Origin of the sequence: Empedobacter sedimenti (assembly GCF_030005555.1) — a bacterium.
Lineage (GTDB): Bacteria > Bacteroidota > Bacteroidia > Flavobacteriales > Weeksellaceae > Empedobacter > Empedobacter sedimenti.
Genome location: NZ_JASCQG010000008.1, coordinates 24,160 through 50,501, shown reverse-complemented (window position 1 = coordinate 50,501; position 26,342 = coordinate 24,160). Strand labels below are relative to the sequence as shown.

At 34.3% G+C, this 26,342-nt stretch carries 25 protein-coding genes and 4 tRNA genes; 23 read left to right on the top strand and 6 right to left on the bottom strand.

The genetic code is table 11. The features are described from left to right. Positions 1-10: 10 nt before the first annotated feature. Genes pruA through QHG34_RS08880 form a run of 3 tightly spaced genes read left to right on the top strand, consistent with a single transcriptional unit; the run spans position 11 to position 3,169 of the window. Positions 11-1,639: an L-glutamate gamma-semialdehyde dehydrogenase gene (pruA, locus tag QHG34_RS08890; RefSeq protein ID WP_282629823.1), complete on the top strand. Its 1,629-nt coding sequence runs from the start codon at positions 11-13 to the stop codon at positions 1,637-1,639. Between the two features lie 58 nt (positions 1,640-1,697). Further along, complete coding sequence (locus tag QHG34_RS08885; RefSeq protein WP_282629822.1) at positions 1,698-2,627, top strand: cation diffusion facilitator family transporter; 930 nt, start codon at positions 1,698-1,700, stop codon at positions 2,625-2,627. An 8-nt stretch (positions 2,628-2,635) separates the two neighbouring features. Beyond that, positions 2,636-3,169: a hypothetical protein gene (locus QHG34_RS08880; RefSeq protein ID WP_282629821.1), complete on the top strand. Its 534-nt coding sequence runs from the start codon at positions 2,636-2,638 to the stop codon at positions 3,167-3,169. Positions 3,170-3,247: 78 nt separating this feature from the next. On the opposite strand, the gene QHG34_RS08875 is transcribed toward QHG34_RS08880, so the two are convergent. After that, positions 3,248-3,892: an OmpW/AlkL family protein gene (locus tag QHG34_RS08875; protein ID WP_282629820.1), complete on the bottom strand. Its 645-nt coding sequence runs from the start codon at positions 3,890-3,892 to the stop codon at positions 3,248-3,250. Between the two features lie 232 nt (positions 3,893-4,124). Here QHG34_RS08875 and QHG34_RS08870 point away from each other — a divergent pair, with 232 nt between their 5' ends. From QHG34_RS08870 to QHG34_RS08780, 19 genes are all read left to right on the top strand, one after another. After that, entirely contained in the window at positions 4,125-5,267 is a 1,143-nt protein-coding gene (locus QHG34_RS08870; RefSeq protein WP_282629819.1) for an acyl-CoA dehydrogenase family protein, read from the top strand. Positions 5,268-5,335: 68 nt separating this feature from the next. Beyond that, entirely contained in the window at positions 5,336-5,530 is a 195-nt protein-coding gene (rpsU, locus tag QHG34_RS08865) for a 30S ribosomal protein S21 (RefSeq protein WP_038331168.1), read from the top strand. 82 nt (positions 5,531-5,612) lie between these two features. Next, complete coding sequence (locus QHG34_RS08860; RefSeq protein ID WP_282629818.1) at positions 5,613-6,512, top strand: tyrosine-type recombinase/integrase; 900 nt, start codon at positions 5,613-5,615, stop codon at positions 6,510-6,512. A 2-nt stretch (positions 6,513-6,514) separates the two neighbouring features. Next, the gene (gene hpf, locus QHG34_RS08855; RefSeq protein ID WP_282629817.1) at positions 6,515-6,814 is read left to right on the top strand and encodes a ribosome hibernation-promoting factor, HPF/YfiA family; all 300 of its coding nucleotides are present in this window, start codon (positions 6,515-6,517) and stop codon (positions 6,812-6,814) included. Between the two features lie 132 nt (positions 6,815-6,946). After that, positions 6,947-7,020 (top strand) — tRNA-Thr (locus QHG34_RS08850). Positions 7,021-7,052: 32 nt separating this feature from the next. Beyond that, positions 7,053-7,134: transfer RNA gene (locus tag QHG34_RS08845), tRNA-Tyr, on the top strand. A gap of 76 nt (positions 7,135-7,210) precedes the next feature. Further along, a tRNA-Gly gene (locus tag QHG34_RS08840) sits at positions 7,211-7,283 on the top strand. A gap of 195 nt (positions 7,284-7,478) precedes the next feature. Then, the gene (gene tuf / locus QHG34_RS08835) at positions 7,479-8,666 is read left to right on the top strand and encodes an elongation factor Tu (protein ID WP_038331067.1); all 1,188 of its coding nucleotides are present in this window, start codon (positions 7,479-7,481) and stop codon (positions 8,664-8,666) included. 62 nt (positions 8,667-8,728) lie between these two features. Next, positions 8,729-8,799: transfer RNA gene (locus QHG34_RS08830), tRNA-Trp, on the top strand. Between the two features lie 15 nt (positions 8,800-8,814). Next, positions 8,815-9,003 (top strand): preprotein translocase subunit SecE, encoded by a 189-nt coding sequence (secE, locus tag QHG34_RS08825; protein ID WP_282629816.1) that lies wholly within the window; start codon positions 8,815-8,817, stop codon positions 9,001-9,003. A 34-nt stretch (positions 9,004-9,037) separates the two neighbouring features. After that, positions 9,038-9,586, top strand: a complete 549-nt coding sequence (gene nusG, locus QHG34_RS08820; protein ID WP_282629815.1) for a transcription termination/antitermination protein NusG — start codon at positions 9,038-9,040, stop codon at positions 9,584-9,586. A gap of 74 nt (positions 9,587-9,660) precedes the next feature. After that, entirely contained in the window at positions 9,661-10,101 is a 441-nt protein-coding gene (gene rplK, locus QHG34_RS08815) for a 50S ribosomal protein L11 (RefSeq protein WP_282629814.1), read from the top strand. 17 nt (positions 10,102-10,118) lie between these two features. After that, positions 10,119-10,814, top strand: coding sequence for a 50S ribosomal protein L1 (rplA, locus tag QHG34_RS08810; RefSeq protein ID WP_282629813.1), 696 nt, complete (start codon positions 10,119-10,121; stop codon positions 10,812-10,814). An 18-nt stretch (positions 10,815-10,832) separates the two neighbouring features. After that, on the top strand, positions 10,833-11,342 hold the full coding sequence (gene rplJ / locus QHG34_RS08805; protein ID WP_282629931.1) for a 50S ribosomal protein L10: 510 nt from the start codon (positions 10,833-10,835) through the stop codon (positions 11,340-11,342). 45 nt (positions 11,343-11,387) lie between these two features. After that, positions 11,388-11,756: a 50S ribosomal protein L7/L12 gene (gene rplL / locus QHG34_RS08800; protein WP_282629812.1), complete on the top strand. Its 369-nt coding sequence runs from the start codon at positions 11,388-11,390 to the stop codon at positions 11,754-11,756. 102 nt (positions 11,757-11,858) lie between these two features. Beyond that, the gene (rpoB, locus tag QHG34_RS08795) at positions 11,859-15,701 is read left to right on the top strand and encodes a DNA-directed RNA polymerase subunit beta (RefSeq protein ID WP_282629811.1); all 3,843 of its coding nucleotides are present in this window, start codon (positions 11,859-11,861) and stop codon (positions 15,699-15,701) included. 62 nt (positions 15,702-15,763) lie between these two features. Continuing rightward, on the top strand, positions 15,764-20,041 hold the full coding sequence (gene rpoC, locus QHG34_RS08790) for a DNA-directed RNA polymerase subunit beta' (protein ID WP_282629810.1): 4,278 nt from the start codon (positions 15,764-15,766) through the stop codon (positions 20,039-20,041). Beyond that, the gene (locus QHG34_RS08785) at positions 20,041-20,334 is read left to right on the top strand and encodes a DUF3467 domain-containing protein (RefSeq protein ID WP_282629809.1); all 294 of its coding nucleotides are present in this window, start codon (positions 20,041-20,043) and stop codon (positions 20,332-20,334) included. The genes rpoC and QHG34_RS08785 overlap by 1 nt, the downstream gene beginning before the upstream one ends. A 232-nt stretch (positions 20,335-20,566) precedes the next feature. Further along, a complete protein-coding gene (locus tag QHG34_RS08780) occupies positions 20,567-21,889 on the top strand; it encodes a dihydrolipoamide acetyltransferase family protein (RefSeq protein WP_282629808.1) in 1,323 nt (440 codons plus the stop codon). Positions 21,890-21,930: 41 nt separating this feature from the next. Here QHG34_RS08780 and QHG34_RS08775 read toward each other — a convergent pair whose 3' ends face one another. Next, a complete protein-coding gene (locus QHG34_RS08775; protein ID WP_282629807.1) occupies positions 21,931-22,506 on the bottom strand; it encodes a DUF3575 domain-containing protein in 576 nt (191 codons plus the stop codon). A 101-nt stretch (positions 22,507-22,607) separates the two neighbouring features. Here QHG34_RS08775 and QHG34_RS08770 point away from each other — a divergent pair, with 101 nt between their 5' ends. After that, positions 22,608-23,105, top strand: a complete 498-nt coding sequence (locus tag QHG34_RS08770; RefSeq protein ID WP_282629806.1) for a hypothetical protein — start codon at positions 22,608-22,610, stop codon at positions 23,103-23,105. Here the strand turns inward: QHG34_RS08770 and QHG34_RS08765 are convergent. The 4 genes from QHG34_RS08765 to QHG34_RS08750 all read right to left on the bottom strand — a co-directional run bounded on the left by QHG34_RS08765 (position 23,089) and on the right by QHG34_RS08750 (position 26,207). Beyond that, entirely contained in the window at positions 23,089-23,571 is a 483-nt protein-coding gene (locus tag QHG34_RS08765; RefSeq protein ID WP_282629805.1) for a hypothetical protein, read from the bottom strand. The two genes, QHG34_RS08770 and QHG34_RS08765, sit on opposite strands and share 17 nt — an antisense overlap. 19 nt (positions 23,572-23,590) lie before the next feature. Beyond that, a complete protein-coding gene (locus QHG34_RS08760; protein WP_282629804.1) occupies positions 23,591-24,070 on the bottom strand; it encodes a hypothetical protein in 480 nt (159 codons plus the stop codon). A 64-nt stretch (positions 24,071-24,134) separates the two neighbouring features. Then, positions 24,135-24,584: a hypothetical protein gene (locus QHG34_RS08755; protein WP_282629803.1), complete on the bottom strand. Its 450-nt coding sequence runs from the start codon at positions 24,582-24,584 to the stop codon at positions 24,135-24,137. A 108-nt stretch (positions 24,585-24,692) separates the two neighbouring features. After that, complete coding sequence (locus QHG34_RS08750; protein ID WP_282629802.1) at positions 24,693-26,207, bottom strand: Do family serine endopeptidase; 1,515 nt, start codon at positions 26,205-26,207, stop codon at positions 24,693-24,695. Positions 26,208-26,342 lie beyond the last annotated feature (135 nt).

The following is a 26,342-nucleotide window of genomic DNA, read 5'->3' as shown; positions in this document are numbered from 1 at the left end:
AATAATCAAAATGTCAAAATCATTTGCTCAAATTCCTCACGCAGTTAACGAAGAGGTAAAATCATATGCTCCTGGTACACCAGAGCGCGCGCAATTATTAGACGCATACAAAAAAATGTTTAACGAGGTAACAGAAGTTCCTCAATACATTGGTTCTGAAGAGATTTTTTCAGGAAATAAAAAAGAAATTCGTCCTCCACATGATCACCAAAAAGTGGTTGGTTATTTCCACGAAGGAACACAAGCAGATGTTGTAAAAGCGATTGATACAGCTTTGGCAGCAAAAGAAGCTTGGGTTGCTATGCCTTGGGAAGATAGAGCGGCAATTTTCTTGAAAGCTGCAGATTTATTAGCTGGTCCTTACCGTGCAAAAATAAACGCTGCAACAATGATTGGTCAATCTAAAAATGCAATGCAAGCAGAAATTGATTCAGCTTGTGAGTTAATTGACTTTTTACGTTTCAACGTACAATATATGACAGAAATTTATGCAGATCAACCAATTTCTTCTCCAGGAATTTGGAATCGTGTAGATTATCGTCCATTAGAAGGATTTACTTTCGCTATTACTCCATTCAATTTTACTGCTATCGCTGGTAATTTACCATCTTGTATGGCTTTGATGGGGAATGTTGTAGTTTGGAAACCTTCTGATAAACAAACTTTAGCTGCTAAAGTAACAATGGAAGTATTCAAAAAAGCTGGTTTACCAGATGGTGTAATCAATATGATCTTAACTGATGGGGCTGAAACTGCAAAAACAGTTTTAGAACACAAAGATTTCGCAGGTTTACACTTCACAGGTTCTACAAGAGTTTTTAACACATTATGGAAACAAATTGGAGATAACATCAACAATTACAGAACTTATCCACGTATCGTTGGAGAAACAGGAGGAAAAGATTTCGTAATGGTTCACAAATCAGCTTGTCCAACAGAAGTTGCTGTAGGATTAGTTCGTGGAGCATTCGAATACCAAGGACAAAAATGTTCTGCTGCTTCTCGTGCTTACATTCCATCTAACTTATGGAACGAAGTTGAGAAACAAATGAAAGAAATGTTAGCAACTGTTACATTAGGATCTCCAGAAGATTTCTCTAATTTTATGACAGCTGTTATTGATAAAAACTCTTTCGAAAAATCTAAAGCATATATTGATCGTGCACAAGCATCTTCAGAAGCGGAAGTTGTAATCGGTGGTACGTATGATGATTCAGTTGGATATTTTGTTCAACCAACAGTTATCAAAGCAACGAATCCTAAATATGAATCAATGGTAGAAGAAATCTTCGGACCTGTATTGTCAGTTTATGTTTATGATGAAAATGAATTCGAAGCAACTTTAAAATTAGTTGACGAAACTTCTGCTTATGCATTAACAGGATCAATTTTCGCGAAAGAGCGTGCTGCTGTAGAATTAGCTGCTAAAGCATTGAAAAATGCTTGTGGAAACTTCTATATCAACGACAAACCAACAGGTGCAGTTGTAGGACAACAACCATTTGGTGGAGCTCGTGCTTCTGGTACAAATGATAAAGCAGGTTCTGCAATGAATTTGTTACGTTGGACTTCTGTTCAAACAATCAAAGAAACATTTGTTCCTGCAAAAGATTACAAATACCCATTCTTAGAAAAATAATATTTTCGAGATATAAAATTAGAATAAGCCTTACATTTGTAGGGCTTATTTTTTTGGTATGAATGATAATTCGGAAAAAGCAATCAAAGCTTCGATTTTTAGTATTGTAGGAAACGCTTCTTTGGCTGGAATTAAGTTTTTGGCTGGTTATTTTGGTAATTCTTACGCGCTTATTGCAGATGCTATCGAATCTTCGGCTGATGTTTTTTCTTCTATATTTGTTTTCTTTGGACTGAAGTATTCAGCTCGTCCAGCAGATGAAAATCATCCTTACGGACATGGGAAAGCAGAAGCGTTAATTACATTTTTAGTAGTTACTTTCCTTATTGTTTCTGCAATTATCATCGCAAAAGAAAGTATTACCAATATTATTACACCGCATCATCAACCCAGACCATTTACTTTGTTAGTTCTTGGGGGAATTATTTTGTTCAAGGAATTATCGTTTCAGTATGTGATGCGTAAAAGTGTTGAGACCAATAGTTCTTCTCTAAAAGCAGATGCTTGGCATCATCGTTCGGATGCAATTACATCGTTAATGGCGTTTATCGGAATTTCGATTTCGTTAGTAATGGGACCAGGTTGGGAAGCAGCAGATGATGTTGCAGCACTTTTTGCTTCAAGTTTCATTTTATATAATGCGTACAAAATTCTTCGACCTGCGTTGGGAGAAATTATGGATGAGCAATTGTATGAAGAAGAAATTGAGCAAATTAGAGAAATCGCTTCGCATGTTCCGGGTGTTATGGCAACTGAAAAATGTAATGTGCGCAAAAATGGAATGAATTATTATGTGGATTTGCATGCGATTGTAGATGGATCGATTTCGGTAGTGGAAGGACATAAAATTAGTCATGATCTGAAAGATGCTGTACAAGCTAAAATGCCACAAGTAAAAGATGTATTAGTGCATATAGAGCCTACTTTTGTTTCGGTTAGAGAATATTTTCGAACAAATCACATCGAAGATAAAAGAGTGGAGGAATAGATTTTTTTATGAAATATTTTGGAATTTTTATTGTTTTGTTTTCATTTTTCTGTTGTAATCCTTCAGTTTCAGATAATAAAACCATAAGTGAAACAAATTATGGAAAGATTGATGATTCAGATTTAAAATTCAAATTTGGAGATATTACTCTGTTTGAGGATACTAATATTAAAGCAGTTGTGATTGATATTATCAAAGAGGATAATAAAACTTTCTACGGAATATCTTTTATGATGAATGATAATATTTTTGGAAGAAGAATTCCAGAAGGTTTTGAAGGTAATTGTGTTGATTTAATTGATATTTTATATGTAGAAGAGAATTATCTCACAAACAAGAAAATTAAAGTAATAAAACAAGAAAATTTAAATTTTAAGAAAATTGGGATTGGAGCTTATGGTTACATTAATAATTACGAGGAAATTCTAAGTGATTATAAAAAGGGAATTGAAATTAGAAAATTAGAACAAACGCCTTGTACAAATTTTGCTGAGTTGAATCCTATTCATGATCAATATTTTGATATAAATCAATTTAAATAAAAAAAGAGAAGCAAGTGCTTCTCTTTTTGATTTCTTACTTCATTAACAAAAAATCATCATATATATAAAAGGTCGATTTTAGAATAATTTGAAACCAATACCAGTACTGATCAACCAAGGATTAAGATCAACATCCGCTGGCACATAAACTTGTTTGTCTAAAGCTGCACCAACTGTAACGTCAGTATTCAAGTACAATTTTTTAACATCTACATTCCAATACATTTTATCATTGATCTTGTAATCAAATCCTAATTGAAATCCGAAACCTACATTGTTTTTGTAATCTACACTTGTAACTGCTGCGTTTCTACCTTTTCCTTGTCCTTCATCGTAGAAGATTGTATAATTAATTCCTGCACCAACATAAGGTTTTAGGTTTTTGGTTGGATATAAATGATATTGTATATTAAGAGTAGGAGGTAACAACATTACACGTCCCAAATCTAAATTACCTAAAGCCGTATTAACAGCGACAACTTCGTGTTTAGATGTTCCTAATATTAATTCTGCCGCGATATTTTTCGTTACATAATAGGTGAAATCAATTTCTGGAATCACATTGTTCGATACTGCTACATTTCCGCCAATTGCATCTATTTTAGCATTTTCCATAGGAACTACACCAGTTGCTCTTACACGCATATGTAATTCACCAGCTTCTTGTCCAAATGAAATTACTGATGCAAAAATTGCTCCTACTACGACTAGTCCTTTTTTCATAATGTTTTATTTTATTTCTGAGAACAAAACTCGGATTAATTTATCCGAATTAAAATGTTCAAAATCATATTCGAAAATGACATTAAGCATTTGTTGATTATTCAAATCTGATTAACTTAAACACGCTGATAGTCAATTATTTTTAATGAATAAAAATTATCGCAAAAGAAAAACTTTACACTTAGTAGAATTTTATTACTTTTGAAGCTAAGTCATAATAAAACTCAAAAAAATGAATTTCTTAGAAAATGAAAATTTATCATTAATCGCACAATCTGCAAGAGATTTTGCAAAACAATACATTCAACCTAATATTATGGAATGGGATGAGGCGCAAACCTTTCCTGTTGAAGTATTCAAAGAATTAGGAAAAATGGGATTCATGGGAATCGTTGTTCCTGAAGAATACGGAGGAAGTGGATTGTCTTATGATGAATATGTATCGATTGTAGACGAAATTTCACAAGTTGATCCATCTATCGGTTTATCTGTAGCAGCTCATAATTCACTTTGTACAAATCATATTCTAGAATTTGGTAATGAAGAGCAAAAACAACGTTGGTTACCAAAATTAGCAACAGCAGAATGGATTGGTGCTTGGGGATTAACAGAGCATAACACAGGTTCTGATGCAGGAGGAATGTCTACAACAGCTGTAAAGGACGGAGACGAATGGGTAATTAATGGAGCGAAAAACTTTATTACACATGCAATTTCTGGTGATGTTGCAGTTGTGATGACAAGAACAGGAGAAAAAGGAGCGAAAAATAACGCGACTGCTTTTGTAATAGAAAAAGGAACGCCAGGTTTTACATCAGGTAAAAAAGAAAATAAATTAGGAATGCGTGCTTCTGAAACGGCAGAGTTAATTTTTGATAATGTTCGTGTTTCGGATGCAAATCGTTTAGGAAATGTGGGTGATGGTTTCAAGCAAGCACTTAAGATTTTAGATGGCGGTCGTATCTCTATTGCAGCTTTATCTTTAGGGATTGCGAAAGGGGCGTACAAAGCAGCTTTAAAATACGCGCAAGAACGTCATCAATTTGGAACTGCAATTGCAAATTTCCAAGCGGTGAACTTCAAATTGGCTGAAATGATTACTGAAATCGAAGCTTCTGAATTATTAATTCGTAAAGCATCTTATCTTAAAAATCATAAAAAACCAATGACGACAGAAGGTGCAATGGCAAAATATTATGCATCAGAAGCGTGTGTTAAAATCTCGAATGATGCAGTTCAAATATTTGGTGGTTACGGATATACAAAAGATTTCCCAGTAGAGAAATTCTACCGTGATTCTAAGTTATGTACAATTGGTGAAGGGACAACTGAGATTCAAAAATTAGTCATCGGAAGAAATATTTTGAAAGATTAATACAAAAGGATTTGTTTAATTACTAAAGAGTTGTATATTTGCCATCTCAAAAAGAAATAGATAAAATTATGTTGATTATACCAGTAAAAGACGGAGAGTCAATCGAAAGAGCTCTAAAAAAATACAAAAGAAAATTCGATAAAACAGGAGTTGTACGTCAGTTAAGAGCACGTCAACAATTTACAAAACCTTCTGTTACAAATAGAATTAAGATGAGTAGAGCAATCTACAAACAAGCCTTAATCGAAAAGGAGGAAGCATAGATTGCTGTTTTAGACAATATAAAGAAATTAATTTCTGTTGACCTATTTATTAAAGTTGTAACTTTGATAAATAGGTTTTTTTATGGATTTTACGCAACGATTTTTAGATTATTTAGCACTAGAGAAAAATTATTCTGCGCTAACAATTACAAGTTATAAAAGAGATTTAGACGATTTTATTAACTTTTATCAGTCCGAAGAAGATTCTACTGATATACAACTTGCGACTAAAAACCATCTTCGTGCATTTATTATGCATTTATCTGAGTTAGATAAATCAGAGAAAACTGTAAATCGAAAATTAAGCGCTTTGCGTAGCTTCTACAAGTTTTTGATTAAAGAAAAACATTTGACCATAAATCCAATTGAACAAATCCATTCTTTGAAACAAAATAAACAAGTTTTAATTCCATTTACCGAAGCAGAACTAAACGATTTGTTAAACAATGATGAATATTTTCCTAATACTTTTGAAGGAGTTCGTGATCGTTTAATGATTGATTTAATGTATCAAACCGGAATTCGTCGTGCAGAATTGATAGGTTTGAAAGAAAATGATATTGATGTTAATCTGTTGTCAATAAAAGTATTAGGAAAACGAAATAAAGAAAGAATTATTCCGATTTCTACTTTTTTATTAGAAGATATTGCGGCTTACAAACAAGTTAAAGAAAATGAAATAACGGTAAATTGTGTTAATCTTTTTGTGACAGAAAAAGGAAAACCTTTGTACGATAATCTTGTTTATTCCAAAGTAAAATATTATCTTAGTCTTATAAGTGTAAAACATAAAAAAAGTCCTCATATGTTGAGGCATTCTTTTGCAACCCATATGTTAGATTCCGGAGCAGATCTGAATGCGGTAAAAGATATTTTAGGGCATTCAAGTTTGTCGTCGACTCAGGTTTATACACATGGAAGTATAGAGAATCTAAAAAAAGTGTTTAACAAAGCTCACCCACGTGAGAACAAAAAAGATTAACTATGACAATTAATTTTCAGGCAGTAAACTTTAATACTAAACCAGGTTTAGAAGAGTATTTAGAAAAAAAATTAGAAAAATTAGAAACATTATCAGATAAAATTATTGCGGCCAATGTTTCTTTCAAATTAGAGAACACATCAGAAAAAAACAATAAAACTGTTGATATAAAATTAGAAGTACCAGGAGACGACATTGTAGTAAGTAAAACTGGACAATCTTTTGAGGAATGTATTGATTTGTCAGTAGATACATTAAAAAAATTAATTATCAGAAAAAAAGAAAAAGTAGCAGATAAATAATATTTGACTGAGTTAGCTAAAAAAAAATACTAAAAATTTGGTTAATTCAAAAAACAACGTAAATTTGCAGTCCGTTAAACAAAGAAAATTTAACGGACTGTTCTTTTAAATTGATAGGAAATTTTAAAAAATGCCGATGTAGCTCAGTTGGCCAGAGCAGCTGATTTGTAATCAGCAGGTCGTGGGTTCGAATCCCTCCATCGGCTCTGATTTTTTTAGAATAAAAATATAAAAAGGCGGGGAGATACTCAAGCGGCCAACGAGGACGGACTGTAAATCCGTTGGTTTCACCTTCGCAGGTTCGAATCCTGCTCTCCCCACAATTTAAATTTTTTAAAAGAGTTTGTGAATTTCAATTAAATCTGTAAATTTGCAAAGCTTTTATAAAAAGTGAATGCGGGAATAGCTCAATTGGTAGAGCGTCAGCCTTCCAAGCTGAATGTTGCGAGTTCGAGTCTCGTTTCCCGCTCAATAATAATCTGGAATATTCCAGTTTTAGTTAATCTTTTAAGTGGTTGTTGAGACTAGATTTATTCAAGGTTAACATTAAATCAAGAAATAAAATACTTTATATATTCATCAAAAAGTGTATTTTTGCACTTGAAAATAATTTAAAGTTATTTTTTTAATTTAAGTATAACAATAGAAATTAATAAAAAGTAAAATGGCAAAGGAAACTTTTAACCGTAATAAGCCGCACTTAAATATTGGTACTATTGGTCACGTTGACCACGGTAAAACAACTTTGACTGCAGCGATTACTAAAGTATTAGCTGATGCTGGTTATTCAGAAGCAAAAGCTTTCGATCAAATCGATAACGCACCAGAAGAAAAAGAAAGAGGTATTACAATTAATACATCTCACGTAGAGTATGAAACTGCTAATCGTCACTACGCTCACGTTGACTGTCCAGGTCACGCGGATTACGTAAAGAACATGGTTACAGGAGCTGCTCAAATGGATGGTGGTATCTTAGTTGTAGCTGCGACTGATGGGCCTATGCCTCAAACTCGTGAGCACATCTTATTATGTCGCCAGGTAAACGTTCCTCGTATCGTTGTTTTCTTAAACAAAGTTGATATGGTTGACGATGCTGAGTTATTAGAATTAGTAGAAATGGAAGTAAGAGATTTATTATCTTCTTACGAGTACGACGGTGATAACACTCCAGTTATTCAAGGTTCTGCTTTAGGTGCATTAAACGGTGAGCCTCAATGGGTTGAAACTGTTTTAAACTTAATGAACAATGTTGATGAGTGGATTGAGCAACCAGTTCGTGATCAAGATAAACCATTCTTAATGCCAGTAGAGGATGTATTCTCTATTACAGGTCGTGGTACTGTTGCAACAGGTCGTATCGAGGCTGGTGTTATTAACTCTGGTGATCCAGTTGATATCGTAGGTATGGGAGAAGAAAAATTAACTTCTACTGTAACTGGGGTTGAGATGTTCCGTAAAATCTTAGATAGAGGTGAAGCTGGTGATAACGTAGGTTTATTATTACGTGGTGTTGATAAAACTGACATTCGTCGTGGTATGGTTATCGCAAAACAAGGGTCTGTTAAACCACACAAAAAATTCAAAGCTGAGGTTTATATCTTAACTAAAGAAGAAGGTGGTCGTCACACTCCATTCCACAACCGTTACCGTCCACAGTTCTACGTACGTACAACTGACGTGACAGGGGAAATCAACTTACCAGAAGGAGTTGAGATGGTTTTACCAGGAGATAACTTAACTATTACAGTTGAATTATTACAACCAATTGCATTAAACGAAGGTTTACGTTTCGCTATCCGCGAAGGTGGACGTACAGTAGGTGCAGGTCAGGTAACTGAAATTTTAGACTAATTATAGTCAAAATATAAAATAGAAGATGTGGTAATCTTCCATGATTGCCACTCTTTTTATCTACGGGCATAGTTCAATGGTAGAATAGCGGTCTCCAAAACCGTTGATCAGGGTTCGAATCCTTGTGCCCGTGCTAAAAGAAAACGATATGAAAATCGTACAATATTTCAAAGATTCTTTTGTAGAATTTAAAGAACATGTAACATGGCCATCGTTCCAGGATCTACAAAGAGATACAATTATTGTTGCAATAGCTACAGTTTTGTTAGCTATATTTTTATATGCGGTAGATACGTTATTCACACAGGTGCTTAATTTTATCTACGGCGCTTTTTAGTTTGTAACATATCCCGTTTAGTAATTATAGAATCATGAGTGAAAAGAAATGGTATGTAATCAAGACTGTGGCTGGACAAGAGCTAAAAGTTAAAGATTATATTGAAAGAGAAATTCAGTACCAAAATTTGAATGATTATGTAGGACAAATTGTTGTTCCTATGGAAAAAGTGATTCAAATCCGTAACGGTAAAAAATATCAAAAGGAAAAAGTACACTTTCCTGGTTACATTATGATAGAAGCTGAACTTGTAGGAGAAATTCCTCACATGGTTAAGAATACATCAGGTGTAATTAGCTTTTTAAGTGCAACAAAAGGAGGTGATCCTGTACCAATGAGACAATCGGAAGTTAACCGTATGTTAGGTAAAGTTGACGAATTAGCAGAAAACATCGATACATCTATTGCTAATCCTTATGTGTTAGGAGAAAATGTAAAAGTGATTGATGGACCATTCAATGGTTTCAACGGTACTGTTGAGAAAATCATTGAAGATAAACGTAAACTAGAAGTGATGGTTTTAATCTTCGGACGTAAAACACCACTTGAGTTAAGTTTTAACCAAGTTGAAAAGATTGCTTAATTAATCTTTCAACAAATTAAAAGTAGAAAATTTAGGCTGCTTCCACATAACGCTTAATTTTAAGAATTAAAAAAATGGCAAAAAAAATTGAAAAAGTTGTAAAACTTCAAGTTAAAGGAGGACAAGCAAATCCTTCGCCACCAGTAGGACCGGCTTTAGGTGCTGCAGGTGTTAACATTATGGAGTTTTGTAAACAATTTAATGGACGTACACAAGAAAAACAAGGTGCAGTGTTACCAGTTGTTATTACAGTGTATCAAGACAAATCATTCGATTTCGTAATTAAAACTCCTCCAGCTGCTATACAGTTAATGGATGCAGCGAAATTGAAAAAAGCATCAGGTGTGCCTAACCGTCAAAAAGTTGGTACTGTTACTTGGGATCAAGTTAGAGCTATTGCTGAAGACAAATTAGCTGATATGAACTGTTTTACTGTTGAATCTGCTATGAAAATGGTTGCTGGAACTGCACGTTCTATGGGTATAACTGTAAAAGGTGGGCAAGCTCCAGAATAATTAAAACATTTTAGGAAATGGCAAAGTTGACAAAAAAGCAAAAAGAAGCACAAGCTAAAGTAGATAAAAACAAACTTTATACAATTGAAGACGCATCTTCATTAGTTAAAGAAGTTAATTATGCAAAGTTTGATGCATCTGTAGATATAGCAGTTCGTTTAGGTGTAGACCCTAAGAAAGCTAACCAAATGGTTCGTGGTGTAGTTTCATTACCACACGGAACAGGTAAAGATGTTAAAGTATTAGCGTTAGTTACTCCAGATAAAGAAGCAGAAGCAAAAGCTGCTGGTGCTGATTATGTAGGATTAGACGAATACTTACAAAAAATTAAAGAAGGTTGGACAGATGTTGACGTTATCGTTACTATGCCAGCAGTTATGGGTAAATTAGGACCATTAGGACGTGTTTTAGGACCTCGTGGATTAATGCCAAACCCAAAATCAGGAACTGTAACTTTAGAAGTTGGTAAAGCCGTTTCTGAAGTAAAAGCAGGTAAAATCGATTTCAAAGTAGACCGTTACGGAATTATCCACGCTGCAGTTGGAAAAGTATCTTTTGAAGCTGATAAAATTAGAGAAAACGCAAATGAATTAATTCAAACGTTGATCAAATTAAAACCAACAGCTGCTAAAGGAACTTATGTAAAAAGCATCACGCTTTCTACAACTCAATCAGTAGGTGTACCAGTTGATCCAAAAAGTGTAAACGCTTAAAATTAGTAGACTATGGCAATGACAAAACAAGATAAAGCAAACATGATAGATGAATTGCAAGCTGTATTAGCTGAATCAAAAATCATCTATTTAGCAAATATCGATGGATTAAACGCTGTTAATACTACTGAATTGAGAAGAGCTTGCTACAAAAGCAATGTTTCTTTACGCGTAGTAAAAAACACTTTATTAAAGAAAGCTATGGAGAACATCGAAGACAAGAACTTCGAAGAACTTTATGGATCTTTAAAAGGAAATACAGCTTTAATGACTGCTGAAGTTGGTAATGCACCAGCTAAAGTAATTGATACATTTAGAAAAAAATCTGAAAAACCTATCTTAAAAGGAGCTTGGATTGAAGATAATACTTTTGTTGGTGATGATAAATTACCTCAATTAGTTGCATTAAAATCTCGCGAAGAATTAATCGCAGATATCGTAATGTTACTTCAGTCTCCAATCAAAACTCTTGTTTCTCAATTAGAGAACAAAGAAGCTTCAAAAGAAGAAGGAGCATCAGAAGAATAGGACACACTCATATTAAATAATAGTTGACAAACAAAAAAAATTAAAATGGCAGATTTAAAAAAATTAGCTGAAGAGTTAGTAAACTTAACAGTATTAGAAGTTAATGAATTATCAACAATCTTAAAAGACGAGTACGGAATTGAACCAGCTGCAGCTGCAGTTGTTGTTGCTGCTGGAGGAGCTGGAGAAGCTGCTGAAGAGCAAACAGAATTCGACGTAATCTTAAAAGAAGGTGGAGCATCTAAATTAGCAGTAGTTAAATTAGTAAAAGAATTAACTGGAAAAGGATTAAAAGAAGCTAAAGATTTAGTAGATTCAGTTCCTGCAACAGTTAAAGAAGCAGTTTCTAAAGACGAAGCTGAAGCTTTAAAGAAACAGCTAGAAGAAGCTGGTGCAGTAGTAGAATTGAAGTAATTTTTATTACTCAACAATATAGGTTTGGACCTAGCACGGGATGTGTTAGGTCTAAACCTTTTTACGCATAAAGTCATTATATAAACCAAAATTCATTCGAAATTGGCCACTAAAGCAACATTAAGCAACTCGACTGAGAAAAAAGAAAGATTGAGCTTTTCTTCTGCAAAAGCAGTCGCTCAATTCCCTGATTTCCTTGACATTCAGATCAAATCGTTTGAAGATTTTTTCCAGTTGGAAACAAGACCTGACCAACGAAAAAATGAGGGTCTTTACCGAACATTTGCTGAGAATTTTCCGATTACGGATACTCGCAATCAGTTTGTTTTAGAATTCTTAGATTATTTCGTAGATCCACCACGTTACACAATTGATGAGTGTATCGAAAGAGGATTAACGTACAGTGTACCATTAAAAGCTCGTCTTAAATTGTACTGTACTGACGAAGAGCACGAAGATTTCGAAACTGTTGTACAAGACGTATACTTAGGAACAATTCCTTACATGTCTCCTTCAGGATCATTTATTATCAATGGTGCAGAGCGTGTTATTGTATCTCAATTACACCGTTCTCCTGGGGTATTCTTCGGACAATCTTTCCACGCGAATGGTACAAAATTGTACTCATCTCGTATCATTCCTTTCAAAGGATCTTGGATTGAGTTCGCAACAGACATCAACAGCGTAATGTACGCTTACATCGATCGTAAGAAAAAGTTACCATTAACTACTTTATTACGTGCTATCGGATACGAAAGAGATAAAGATATCTTAGAAATTTTCGACTTAGCAGAAGAAGTAAAAGTTAATAAAGCTAATTTAAAGAAAGTTGTAGGTCGTAAACTTGCTGCACGTGTATTAAACACATGGCACGAGGATTTCGTAGATGAAGATACTGGAGAAGTTGTATCTATCGAACGTAATGAAATTATCTTAGACCGTGAAACAATCTTAGAGAAAGATCACATCGATCAAATCGTAGATTCTGGTGTTAAGACAATCTTATTACACAAAGAAGATATTAATTCTGCAGACTATGGAATTATCCATAATACCCTACAGAAAGACCCTACGAATACTGAAAAAGAAGCCGTAGAGTATATCTATAGACAATTACGTAACGCTGAGCCACCAGATGAGGAGACAGCAAGAGGAATTATTGATAAATTATTCTTCTCTGATCAACGTTATTCATTAGGTGAAGTAGGTCGTTACAGATTAAATAAAAAATTAGGCTTAAGCATTAGCGAGGATATTCAAGTATTGACTCGTGAAGATATCATTTCGATTATTAAATACTTAATCGAATTAATCAACTCTAAAGCAGAGGTGGATGATATTGACCACTTATCTAACCGTCGTGTAAGAACGGTAGGTGAGCAAATGGCTAGCCAATTCGGAGTAGGTTTAGCACGTATGGCTAGAACTATCCGCGAAAGAATGAATGTTCGTGACAACGAGGTATTTACACCAATCGATTTGATTAATGCTAAAACATTATCATCTGTTATTAACTCATTCTTCGGAACGAACCAGTTATCTCAGTTCATGGACCAAACAAATCCATTATCAGAGATTACACACAAACGTCGTTTATCAGCATTAGGACCTGGAGGTTTATCAAGAGAAAGAGCGGGATTCGAGGTACGTGACGTACACCACACTCATTACGGACGTTTATGTCCAATTGAAACTCCTGAGGGACCAAACATTGGTTTGATTTCGTCATTATGTGTATTCGCTAAAGTTAATAACTTAGGGTTCATCGAAACACCGTACAGAAAAGTAGAAGATGGAAAAGTGGACGTCGAATCAGCACCAATCTATTTAACTGCGGAAGAGGAAGAATCAAAAGTAATTGCTCAAGCCAATATCGACATGACAGACGATGGTACTATTGCTACTGAACGTGTAACTGCTCGTGAGGATGGGGATTTCCCTGTTGTAACGCCAGCAGAAGTTGATTTAATCGACGTTGCACCTAACCAGATTGCTTCTATCTCAGCATCATTAATTCCTTTCTTGGAGCATGATGACGCCAACCGTGCGTTAATGGGATCGAACATGATGCGTCAGGCAGTTCCATTATTAAAACCTCAAGCACCTATCGTAGGTACTGGATTAGAGAAGCAAGTTGCGAAAGATTCAAGAATCTTAGTAAATGCAGAACGCGAAGGTACAGTAACATACGTTGATGCTGACATTATAACAATTAAATATGATAGAACAGAAGACGAAGAGTTAGTAAACTTTGACTCATCTGAGAAAACATATAATTTAACTAAATTTAGAAAAACGAATCAAGGAACTACAATTACGTTGAAACCAATCGTAAAAGTTGGTGATCGTGTAGAGAAAGGACAAGTTTTATCTGAAGGTTATGCAACAGAAGGAGGAGAATTAGCAATTGGTCGTAATATGGTTGTTGCCTTTATGCCTTGGCAAGGGTACAACTTTGAGGATGCCATTGTAATTTCTGAAAAAGCTGTTCGTGAAGACTGGTTTACATCTATCCACATCGATGAGTATTCATTAGATGTACGTGATACAAAATTAGGTATGGAAGAATTAACTTCTGATATTCCTAACGTTTCGGAAGAGGCTACTAAAGACTTAGACGAAAACGGTATGATTCGTATCGGAGCAGAAGTAAAACCTGGTGATATCTTAATTGGTAAGATCACTCCAAAAGGAGAATCTGATCCAACACCTGAAGAAAAATTATTACGTGCAATCTTTGGAGATAAAGCTGGTGATGTAAAAGATGCTTCTCTTAAAGCTTCTCCATCATTACGTGGTGTTGTTATCGACAAAAAATTATTCTCACGTAGTATAAAAGATAAACGTAAACGTTCTCAAGATAAAGCTATCATTGATAGTGTAGAAGCTGAGTACGACGTTAAATTCAACGAATTAAGAGAAGTATTATTAGAGAAATTGTACGTTTTATTAAACGGAAAAACTTCTCAAGGTATTTACAACGACTTGAACGAAGAAGTAATCAAGAAAGGTGTAAAATACACACAAAAAATCTTATCTAACGTTGAAGATTATCTAAACTTAACAGGTGCAGAATCTCTTTGGACAACAGATGAGGATAAGAACGAATTAGTAAAAGAGTTAATACATAATTACAAAATTAAGTACAACGATTTACAAGGAGCTCTTAACCGCGAAAGATTTACAATCTCTGTTGGAGATGAGTTACCTGCAGGTATCGTGAAATTAGCGAAAATCTATATTGCGAAAAAACGTAAATTAAGAGTTGGGGATAAAATGGCCGGACGCCATGGTAACAAAGGTATTGTTGCTCGTATCGTTCGTGACGAAGATATGCCTTTCTTAGAAGACGGGACACCAGTAAATATCGTTCTTAACCCACTTGGGGTACCTTCTCGTATGAATATCGGTCAGATTTATGAAACGGTATTAGGATGGGCAGGTCTTAAAATGGGACAAAAATTTGCTACACCTATCTTCGACGGAGCTGAAATTGCTGATATCGATCGTATCACAGAAGAAGCAGGTATTCCTAAGCATGGTACAACATATTTATATGATGGTAACACAGGAGAGCGTTTTGATCAAAAAGCGACTGTAGGTGTTATCTACATGTTGAAATTAGGACACATGGTTGACGACAAAATGCACGCGCGTTCTATCGGACCATACTCATTAATTACTCAACAACCATTAGGAGGTAAAGCACAATTCGGTGGTCAACGTTTTGGAGAGATGGAGGTTTGGGCATTAGAAGCATTTGGTGCATCTAATATCCTACGCGAAATCTTAACAGTTAAGTCGGATGACGTAATTGGACGTGCAAAAACTTACGAAGCAATCGTAAAAGGAGAGCCAATGCCAGAACCTGGAATTCCAGAATCGTTTAACGTATTGTTACACGAATTACAAGGTCTTGGATTAGACATAAACTTGGAAGAATAATAGGGCAACCTATTATTCTACCTTTTCGTTAGTTATAATATAATTGTTAGATACATTTCTATATGTCAACAAAAAATAAAACAAGTCAATTCTCAAAAATTCGTATTGGGTTAGCTTCTCCAGAATCGATTCTTCAAGAATCTAAAGGTGAAGTTTTAAAACCTGAAACGATTAACTATAGAACGCACAAACCAGAGCGTGACGGGTTATTCTGTGAGCGTATCTTTGGACCTGTAAAAGATTATGAATGTGCCTGCGGAAAATATAAAAGAATCCGTTATAAAGGTATCGTTTGTGACCGTTGTGGGGTTGAAGTTACTGAAAAGAAAGTTCGTCGTGAGCGTATTGGACACATCAACCTTGTTGTGCCAATTGCACATATTTGGTATTTCCGTTCATTACCAAACAAAATTGGTTACATCTTAGGATTACCATCTAAGAAATTAGATATGGTAATTTACTACGAAAGATATGTAGTGATTCAACCAGGTATCGCAAAAGGACCAGAAGGTGAAGAATTAAATAGATTAGATTTCTTATCAGAAGAAGAGTACTTAGATATCTTAGAAACTCTTCCGATCGAGAATCAATATCTTGAAGATACAGATCCAAGCAAGTTCGTTGCGAAAATGGGTGCTGAGGCTTTAGAAGACTTATTATCTCGTATTAATTTAGATGAGTTATCTTACGAATTAAGACACAAAGCACATAACGAAACATCTAAACAACGTCGTACAGAAGCGTTAAAACGTTTACAAGTTGTTGAGTCGTTACGTGAGTCAAATATGCACCACGTAAACCGTCCAGAATGGATGGTAATGCGCGTTATTCCGGTTATTCCACCAGAATTACGTCCATTAGTTCCATTAGATGGTGGTCGTTTTGCAACGTCAGATTTAAATGATTTATATCGTCGTGTAATTATCCGTAATAATCGTTTAAAACGATTAATGGAAATCAAAGCGCCAGAGGTAATCTTACGTAATGAAAAACGTATGTTACAAGAAGCGGTTGATTCATTATTCGATAACACACGTAAAGCATCTGCTGTAAAAGCTGATGGTAACCGTCCGTTAAAATCATTATCTGATTCATTAAAAGGTAAACAAGGTCGTTTCCGTCAAAACTTATTAGGTAAACGTGTGGATTATTCTGCTCGTTCTGTAATTGTTGTTGGACCAACACTTAAATTACACGAATGTGGTTTACCAAAAGATATGGCAGCTGAATTATACAAACCATTCGTAGTTCGTAAATTAATCGAGCGTGGAATTGTAAAAACAGTTAAATCGGCTAAGAAAATTATCGATAGAAAAGAGCCAGTTGTTTGGGATATTTTAGAAAACGTAATTAAAGGACACCCAGTTTTATTAAACCGTGCCCCTACGTTACACCGTTTAGGTATCCAAGCATTCCAACCGAAATTAATCGAAGGTAAAGCAATTCGTTTACACCCATTAGTGTGTACTGCCTTCAATGCCGATTTCGATGGTGACCAGATGGCTGTTCACTTACCATTAGGACCAGAAGCTGTTTTAGAAGCACAATTATTAATGTTGGCTTCTCAAAATATTTTGAATCCTGCAAATGGTTCTCCAATTACTGTACCTTCTCAGGATATGGTTTTAGGTCTTTACTACATGACGAAAATTCGTCGTACTGACCACCAATTTACAGTAAAAGGTGAAGGATTAACTTTCTATTCAGACGAAGAAGTTCAAATTGCATACAACGAAGGAGCTGTTGACTTAAACGCGCCAATTCGTGTAAAAGGAACAATTCGTGTAGGAGAGGAGTTAGTAGAAAATCAATTAATCGAAACTTCAGTAGGACGTGTGTTATTCAACCAAATCGTTCCGAAACAAGTAGGTTATATTAATGAAGTATTAACGAAAAAGTCGTTACGTACAATTATTAATAAAATCATCAAGATTACAGATTTCCCTACAACGGCTGCTTTCTTAGATGATATGAAACAATTAGGATACCGTAATGCCTTCGAGGGTGGTTTATCATTCTCATTAGGAGATATCTTAATCCCAGAACAAAAGAAAGACCTTATCTCTGGTGCGATCAACCAAGTTGAGAACATTAAGATGAACTATAACATGGGTCTTATTACAAATAACGAACGTTACAACCAAGTTATTGATGTTTGGACAACAACAAACGCGACTTTAACTGAAATTGTAATGAAGCGTATGACAGAAGATCAACAAGGATTTAACTCTGTATTCATGATGCTTGATTCTGGAGCACGTGGATCTAAAGAGCAAATTCGTCAGTTATCAGGTATGCGTGGATTGATGGCTAAACCTCAAAAAGCTGGTTCTACTGGTGGGGATATCATCGAAAACCCAATTATCTCTAACTTCCGTGAAGGTCTGTCTATCTTAGAGTACTTTATTTCTTCGCACGGTGCGCGTAAAGGTCTTGCCGATACTGCCTTAAAAACTGCAGATGCTGGATACTTGACTCGTCGTTTAGTTGACGTTGCACAAGACGTTATCGTAATGCACGAAGATTGTGGTACATTAAGAGGTTTAGAAGTATCTGCACTTAAGAAAAAAGAAGAAATTATTGAAAGTTTATCTTCTCGTGTATTAGGTCGTACTTCTTTAAATGACATTTACAATCCAGATAATGGTGAGTTAATCATTTCTGCAGGTAATATCATTACTGAAGAAGCTGGTGAAGCTATTGAAGCCGCTGGTATTGAAAAAATAGAAGTTCGCTCTCCATTAACTTGTGAAGCTAAAACAGGTATCTGTGCTAAATGTTACGGACGTAACTTAGCAACAGGTAAAGGTGTTCAGAAAGGTGAATCTGTAGGTGTAGTTGCTGCACAATCTATTGGTGAGCCTGGTACACAGTTAACATTACGTACATTCCACGTTGGGGGTACAGCTGGTAACGTTTCTGAGCAAAATACTGTTAATGCAAAAGTAAATGGTATTGTAGAATTTGATGATTTACGTACAGTTGAATCGACAGATGATGCAGGTAATAAAGTTGATACAGTTGTTTCTCGTTCTACTGAAATGAAAGTTTTAGATGAATTAGGAAATGTACGTCAACAAACTAACATTGCTTACGGTACAATTTTATCTGTTAAAAACGGAGCTAAAGTTGAGAAAGGTCAAGTAATTGCTAGTTGGGATCCATATAATGGGGTTATTATTGCAGAATCAACAGGTAAGATTGAATACGAACAATTAGAGCAAGGTGTTACTTATCAAATTGAAATTGATGAGCAAACAGGATTCCAAGAGAAAGTAATCTCAGAATCTCGTAACAAGAAATTAGTACCAGCTTTAAGAGTTATTACGATTGACGGAGAAGAAAAAACATACAACTTACCAGTAGGAGCACACTTAATGGTAAATGATGGAGAAAAAATTAATGCAGGTAAAATCTTAGTTAAGATTCCTCGTAAATCAGCTAAATCTGGCGATATTACAGGAGGTTTACCTCGTATTACAGAGTTATTAGAAGCTCGTAATCCATCTAATCCTGCAGTAGTTTGTGAAATGGATGGTGTTGTATCTTTTGGTAAAATTAAACGTGGTAACCGTGAGATCATTGTTGAATCTAAAAATGGTGAAATCCGTCGTTACTTAGTTAAATTATCAGCACAAATCTTAGTTCAAGAGAATGACTTTGTTCGCGCTGGTGAGCCTTTATCTGATGGAGCAACAACTCCAGAAGATATCTTGAAAATCTTAGGACCAACAGCGGTTCAAGAATACTTAGTAAACGAAATTCAAGATGTATATCGTTTACAAGGTGTAAAAATCGATGACAAACACTTCGAGATTATCGTACGTCAAATGTTACGTAAAGTTCGAATTGTAGATTCAGGAGATTCAAGATTCTTAGAAGATAGTTTAGAGCACAAAGACGATTTCATGGAAGAAAATGATCGTTTATTCGGTATGAAAGTCGTAGAAGATGCTGGTGATAGTACTGATTTGAAACCAGGACAAATCATCACAGTTCGCGAATTACGTGACGAAAACTCTAAATTAAAACGTGAAGATAAAAACTTAGTAACAGCTCGTGAGGCTTTACCTGCAACAGCAGAGGCAGTTTTACAAGGTATTACAAGAGCGTCTTTACAAACTAAATCTTTCATGTCTGCAGCATCGTTCCAGGAAACTACAAAAGTTCTTAACGAAGCAGCTGTAGCTGGTAAAGTAGACGGTTTAGTAGGATTGAAAGAAAACGTTATCGTTGGACACTTAATTCCTGCAGGAACTGGACTTAAAGAGTATCAAAACATCATCGTAGGATCTAATCGTGAGTACGAGGAATTAATAAACGCAAAACAAGAATTATAATGTCAGAAAATCAACAAAACGAAGGATTAAACATTGAGTTAAACGAATTAGTAGCTCAAGGTGTTTATGCAACAGGAGCAATCATCAACCACTCACCATCTGAGTTCGTTGTAGATTTCGTACAATTTTTACCAGGTGCTAGACCATCAGTAAAATCTCGTATTATTTTATCTCCTTTACAAGCGAAACAATTATCTAAATCGTTAGCTGAAAACGTAGTAAACTTCGAGAAAAGCTTTGGTGAAATCAAAGAACCTCAAGTAAACAACGGTACAGCTGCTTACGAAGCTTAAGAAATTATTTTTAAATAATTCAAAAGTCCCTCAATCCTAGATTGGGGGATTTTTTTATGGAAAAAAATGTAGATTATTAATAAATAATCATTTAAAATTAAAATTTTTATTAAAAAGATAATTTATTAAAGTATTTTTGCTGATAATATAATTACGAATCATTTAAACTTTATTCGAGTATTTTTTTGAATCGAAAAAATGTTTAGATTTGTAAGAAGCAAATAACACAAAGATGTCTGACTATAAATTAATTCTACCTTCGATGGGTGAAGGTGTGATGGAAGCCACTGTAACCAATTGGATAAAAAATATTGGTGATACTATTGCCGAAGACGAATCGGTTGTAGAAATCGCTACTGATAAAGTAGATTCTGATGTTCCTTCGCCAGTAGCTGGGGTTTTAAAAGAAATATTAGTTCCTGTTGACGGAATTGCAAAAGTTGGTGAACCAATTGCAATTTTATCTGTTGATGGAGTTGTTGAACAAACAGAAGAAGCAACAGAAACTTCATCTGATAATAGTGATGAGGAAATTGCAGATGCTGCAAAATCTATAGAGACAGAAGTTGCAACAATAAAATCTGAAACTGTAATAACTTCGTCTGATGATAAATTTTATTCTCCTTTAGTAAAATCTATTGCGAAAGAAGAAGGTGTTTCTCAAACAGAATTAGATCAAATTTCTGGTTCTGGTAAAGATGGACGCGTAACAAAAGATGATATTTTAAATTTCGTTAAAAATAGAGGAAATCAACCAGCGAAAACAGTTGCTACGACTTCTGTTGCTGCACCAGTTGCTCAACCTCAAGCACCACAAGTGCAATCTGCACCAATTTCTGTTGGTGAAGGTGATGAAATCATCGAAATGGATAGAATGCGTAAAATTATTGCGCAAAATATGCTACAAGCAAAACAAATTGCACCGCATGTAACGTCTTTCGTAGAAGTTGATATGACGAATATTGTGTTATGGAGAGATAAAAATAAAAATGAGTTTCAGAAGAAACATGGTGAGAAAATCACATTCATGCCAATTTTTATCGAAGCTGTAGCAAAAGCTATTCAAGACTTTCCAATGATTAATGTTTCTGTTGATGGAGATAAAATCATCAAAAAGAAAAACATCAATATTGGTATGGCAGCTGCTTTACCAAGTGGAAATTTGATAGTTCCAGTTATCAAAAATGCAGATCAATACAATTTAGCGGGATTAGCTTCTCAGGTAAATGATTTAGCAAACCGTTCTCGTAACAATAAATTGAAACCAGTAGAAATTCAAGGTGGGACTTATACAATTACAAATATTGGTTCTTTCGGGAATACATTAGGAACACCAATTATTCCTCAACCACAAGTAGCTATTTTAGCTGTAGGGGCAATTGTGAAAAAACCAGCAGTTATTGAGACTCCACAAGGAGATATGATTGCAATTCGTCACAAAATGTACTTATCTCATGCATACGATCATCGTGTTGTTGATGGCGCTTTGGGAGGTATGTTTGTAAAACGTGTTGCCGAATATCTTGAGGCTTTTGATATGAATACACCTGTTTAAATAATTAGACAGAATTAGATAAAAAAAATCCAACTAATTTTTTAGTTGGATTTTTTTCGTTTAAACTTGTAAGTCAGCATAACACCGCCTTTATATAACATCCATTCACCACTTTTGTTGAATGACTGAGCAGAGTCATAACGTCCAAAATTAGGAGAATCTTCTTTATAGTAGCCTTTGTAATTACCAGCAGAGTGACCTCCACCAACAAAAACATCTAAACTAAAATGTTCATTCAATTTTGCTTGATAACCAATTGTTGCACCAGTTAAGATGGTAAAACCACGTTGGTATTTATCAGTATTCCAATAATTCCATTTTTGAATATCAAAGAATCCAACACCGATATTTGGACCAACATAAAATTTGCTGAAAGATTTATCAAAGTAATATCTTCCTTCACCAAAAGCCATATACATTTGAAAATGATTTCCGGCAAATGATTTCCAAGGAGAAATGAATCCGTCAGCTTGTAAAGTTATTTTGTCTGTAATAGCGTGTTCCACTCCAAGATTAACCATAGCTAACGGTAATGTTAGCGTGTTAATTTTGATTTGTGTTTCCCCTTTCTGAGCAAAAATTGCCGTAGGAAATAAGAGCCAAATTAATTTATTCATTTATAATTTTTAGTTGTTTGCAAGGCTAAGGTAAAAAAATAGGATTATATAGAGTATAGTTCAAGGTTTTTTATAACTTTATCCTAACATTTTTAACATATATGGCAGCGCTATTATCTATCTTAATTATTTTTTTGATTTTCGGAATTTTTGTTTCGATTTTCTTTGTTATTGCCGTTTCTGATGCTAAAGTTCGTCAAAAGAATGAATTGTATACATTAGAGAGTTTACCACATAACGTTACAATAAAAGCTGTTGTTCGTTACAATATAGGGCGTCCGCAAGGGAGATTTTTGAAAATGAAATCATTTCAAGGGAGTGGAGTTCTATATGTACAAGGGGAACAATTAATTTTCAAAGATATTTTGGGGAATGAAGATCACACGTTTGATTTACAAACATGTAAAATGTCGTGGGTAGAAAATAAAATTAATGGAATTACAAATGCTTTTAAGGTTGCTGACCATGAAGCAATTATTTTCTTTTATACAGATAAAGGTGTTTTTAAAGCAATTGAAGAAAATGTTTCGACTTCGGATTTATATATTCGTTTAAAAGAATTGAGAAAAGCGATTAGAAATTCTAAAAAAGCTGAGTAGGTAAGTGAATTGTTAAACCAGCTCGGAAACCATTCATATCTTTAAAATCTTTATTTTCTCTAAACTCAAAAGAATATCCAGCATTCAATTCTAATAAACTTAATACAGCAATACCAACTTTAGGTGTAATTGTCCAAGGAGAAACTTCTGTGCGAATTACGTAGAAAGCTGAGCTAAAGTTTGAGCTATAAGGATCGCCAGGATTATTTTCAAAATTGAACATATAACCAGCTCCAATTTCTGGAATAACACGAAATTTATCTTTCATATAACCCAAATTTGCATTTGCGCTGAAAGCTAAAATATTGTTATTTGGTTGAACCAAATATAAATCTGTTCCAACTTTTCCGTAATTTCCGTTCCAATATTCATAACCCAAATTAATCGTAAAATAATCGGTTAAATTTTGTTGTGCTTTAGCTTGAAAACATGCTAAAAGAATAAATATTGAGACGATTTTTTTCATAGGATAAAATTAAGCAATTTTAATAAATATTAAAATTTAGAGGAATATTAATTCCGAAGCTGACCTGAAAACCTTCTATCGATTTAAAGTTTTCTTTTTGTCTCATTTCAATTCCGTATCCAAATCCTAAGTCAAATACAGTAAAAATCGTTAATCCTCCTTTTGGAGTAAAAGTGAAAGGTGTAAATTCTGTTTCTGCAAAGAAACCTATTCCTCCTAATCTTCGAGGAAAGTTGTAGAAGGTTAATCCAGCTTCTGGAATAATGCTCGTCTTTCCTTGCATTCCTGTTATATTAGCATTGAGATCTAGTTTCAAGAAATTTAACTCTCCAATTGAAATAAAACCAAAAGCGCCTATTTTACCAAAGTTTCCTGCTTGATTTGCATAACCAATTGTAGGTCCATATAAAAACTCTTGACCTTTTTGTTGTCTTTGTTGCGCAGAGAGTATTGTGGAGATTTGTATGACGACAAGTGTGATAAATAGTTTAGATTTCATTGCAATAATTTTATTAAATATACAGATCAACGATTGTTGATTTACTCACCATTATTAATGAATTTTAGTTTAAATCAAACGGAATATTAACACTGGCTGAAAACTGAAATCCTTTTATTGGTTTGAAGTTGTTTTTCTCGTTAATACTAAATCCATATCCAATTCCAAAATCGATCAACGTCATAAATGTCAAACCAACTTTTGGAGTAATTGTGTAAGGAGTAAATTCACTTTCTACGAAAGGGAAAAAGTAAGATGTTCCAGCTCCAAAATAACCGGTAACGCCAATTTCTGGAATTACCCGAAAATTATCTCGCATATAAGCCATATTAACGTTGGCGTCTATTTTTGTTGCAAAAGAAATATTTTCTAAACCAAACGCATAAAACACACCTACTTTGGTAAAGTTGCCAGATTGATTAGAATAGCTTCCTGAAACGCCAAATAAATTTTGACTGAAAGTATAAGTTGAAAGTAATAATGTAAGAACTACGACCATTTTTTTTATATGCATAAGGTTGGTTTTAGATGAATTGAATTTAGTGTAAAAATAAATAGCTACAACGAAACTTGTTGTAGCTATTTATAATGATTTATTAAAACTTAAAATCGACTCAAAATTTTAATCCATCGTAAATCCTTTTGTATAGATTCGTCCATAATAATCGGCAAATTTAATAGATACACGACCTTTATGATTTTTCAGAATCTTTTCAATATCTTCTTGCGAGCTTACTTCTTTATCATTTACAGATAAAATAATAAATTCATCTTGCACACCAGCCTGAGCTAATTTACCGTTTGATTCTACATTTTTAGCCATTACACCATAGTTTATTCCAAAACTATCTTTTTGACGCTCTGTTAAAGGTTCAAATTCTGCTCCTAAAACTTCAGTTGGTGATAAATCAGCTTTACTTCTTACTTTAGTTCCTCCTTTTGCATCTTTCAATGTAATTGTGTACGTTTTTTCTGTATTTCCACGTCTTACTTTTATCGCAACTTTGTCACCAGGACGTTTGCTACCTACGATAAATGATAGGCTAGAGAATGATGTTACATCTTTACCATCTACTGCTGTAATGATATCTCCTTCTTCGATACCAGAATCTACAGCAGACCCTTTCGAAACTAATTCAGTCACCATTACACCATTTTGTGTTTTGATGTTTTTCTTGAATTGTTTGTTGTATTGTGCAACAGCTTGATCATTTGATAAATCAAAACCTTTGATTCCTAAATATCCGCGTTGAACAATTCCGTATGATTTAATATCCTCTACAACTTTTTTCACCAAGTTAGTCGGAACAGCAAATCCGTAACCAGAGTAAGCTCCTGTTGGCGAAGAAATAGCTGTATTAATACCAATTAAATCTCCGTTTGCATTAACCAAAGCACCACCAGAGTTTCCTGGGTTGATCGCCGCATCTGTCTGAATAAACGATTCTATTGGTGATTCAGAGTTTTTACCTAAAATATTAATGCTACGACCTTTTGCTGATACAATACCAGCTGTAACAGTAGACGTCAAACCAAATGGGTTACCAACTGCAAGTACCCAATCTCCTACATTAATTGCATCAGAATCTACAAATTTTGTAAATGGTAAACCCTTTTCACTAATTTTTAATAACGCAATATCTGTACTTGGATCTGTACCAACTAATTCGGCAATATAGCTCTTTTGATTATTAAGTGTTACCTCAATTTTTGTCGCACCTTGTATTACGTGATTATTTGTTACAATGTATCCATCTTGCGAAATAATTACCCCAGAACCCATACCAGATGGTTGATCTTGGTCTTGTTGTGGTTGCTGTCTACCTCTTTGTTGTTGTTCTGGTTGACCAAAAAAGAAGTCAAACGGGTCAAACATTTGTTGCTGTTGCTGTCTTTGGTTCGAATAATTTTTGATACTCACAACCGTATGTACAGCTTTGTTTGATGCTTCAACAAAGTTTGGCGCATCATAACCATAATTACCTTTATAATCTACTAATTCAAAATCTCCATTTTTTTGATTACTTGCATTTGTAATAAATGGATTATTACCACTTTCGTTCATCAAATAAAAACCTCCCATAGTTGTCATAGAACTAACTAATCCAACCATTAAGTAACCTGTATATTTTTTCATATTAATATAAATATCTCTTTTATGTTTTGTGTAAATCAAATTTAAGACCAAAATTTTAACATTTCAAACCGTTTAACGCATGTTAACACTATATTATAAATCTTTTATAACATTAGTTAAGAGTGATAAAAATGT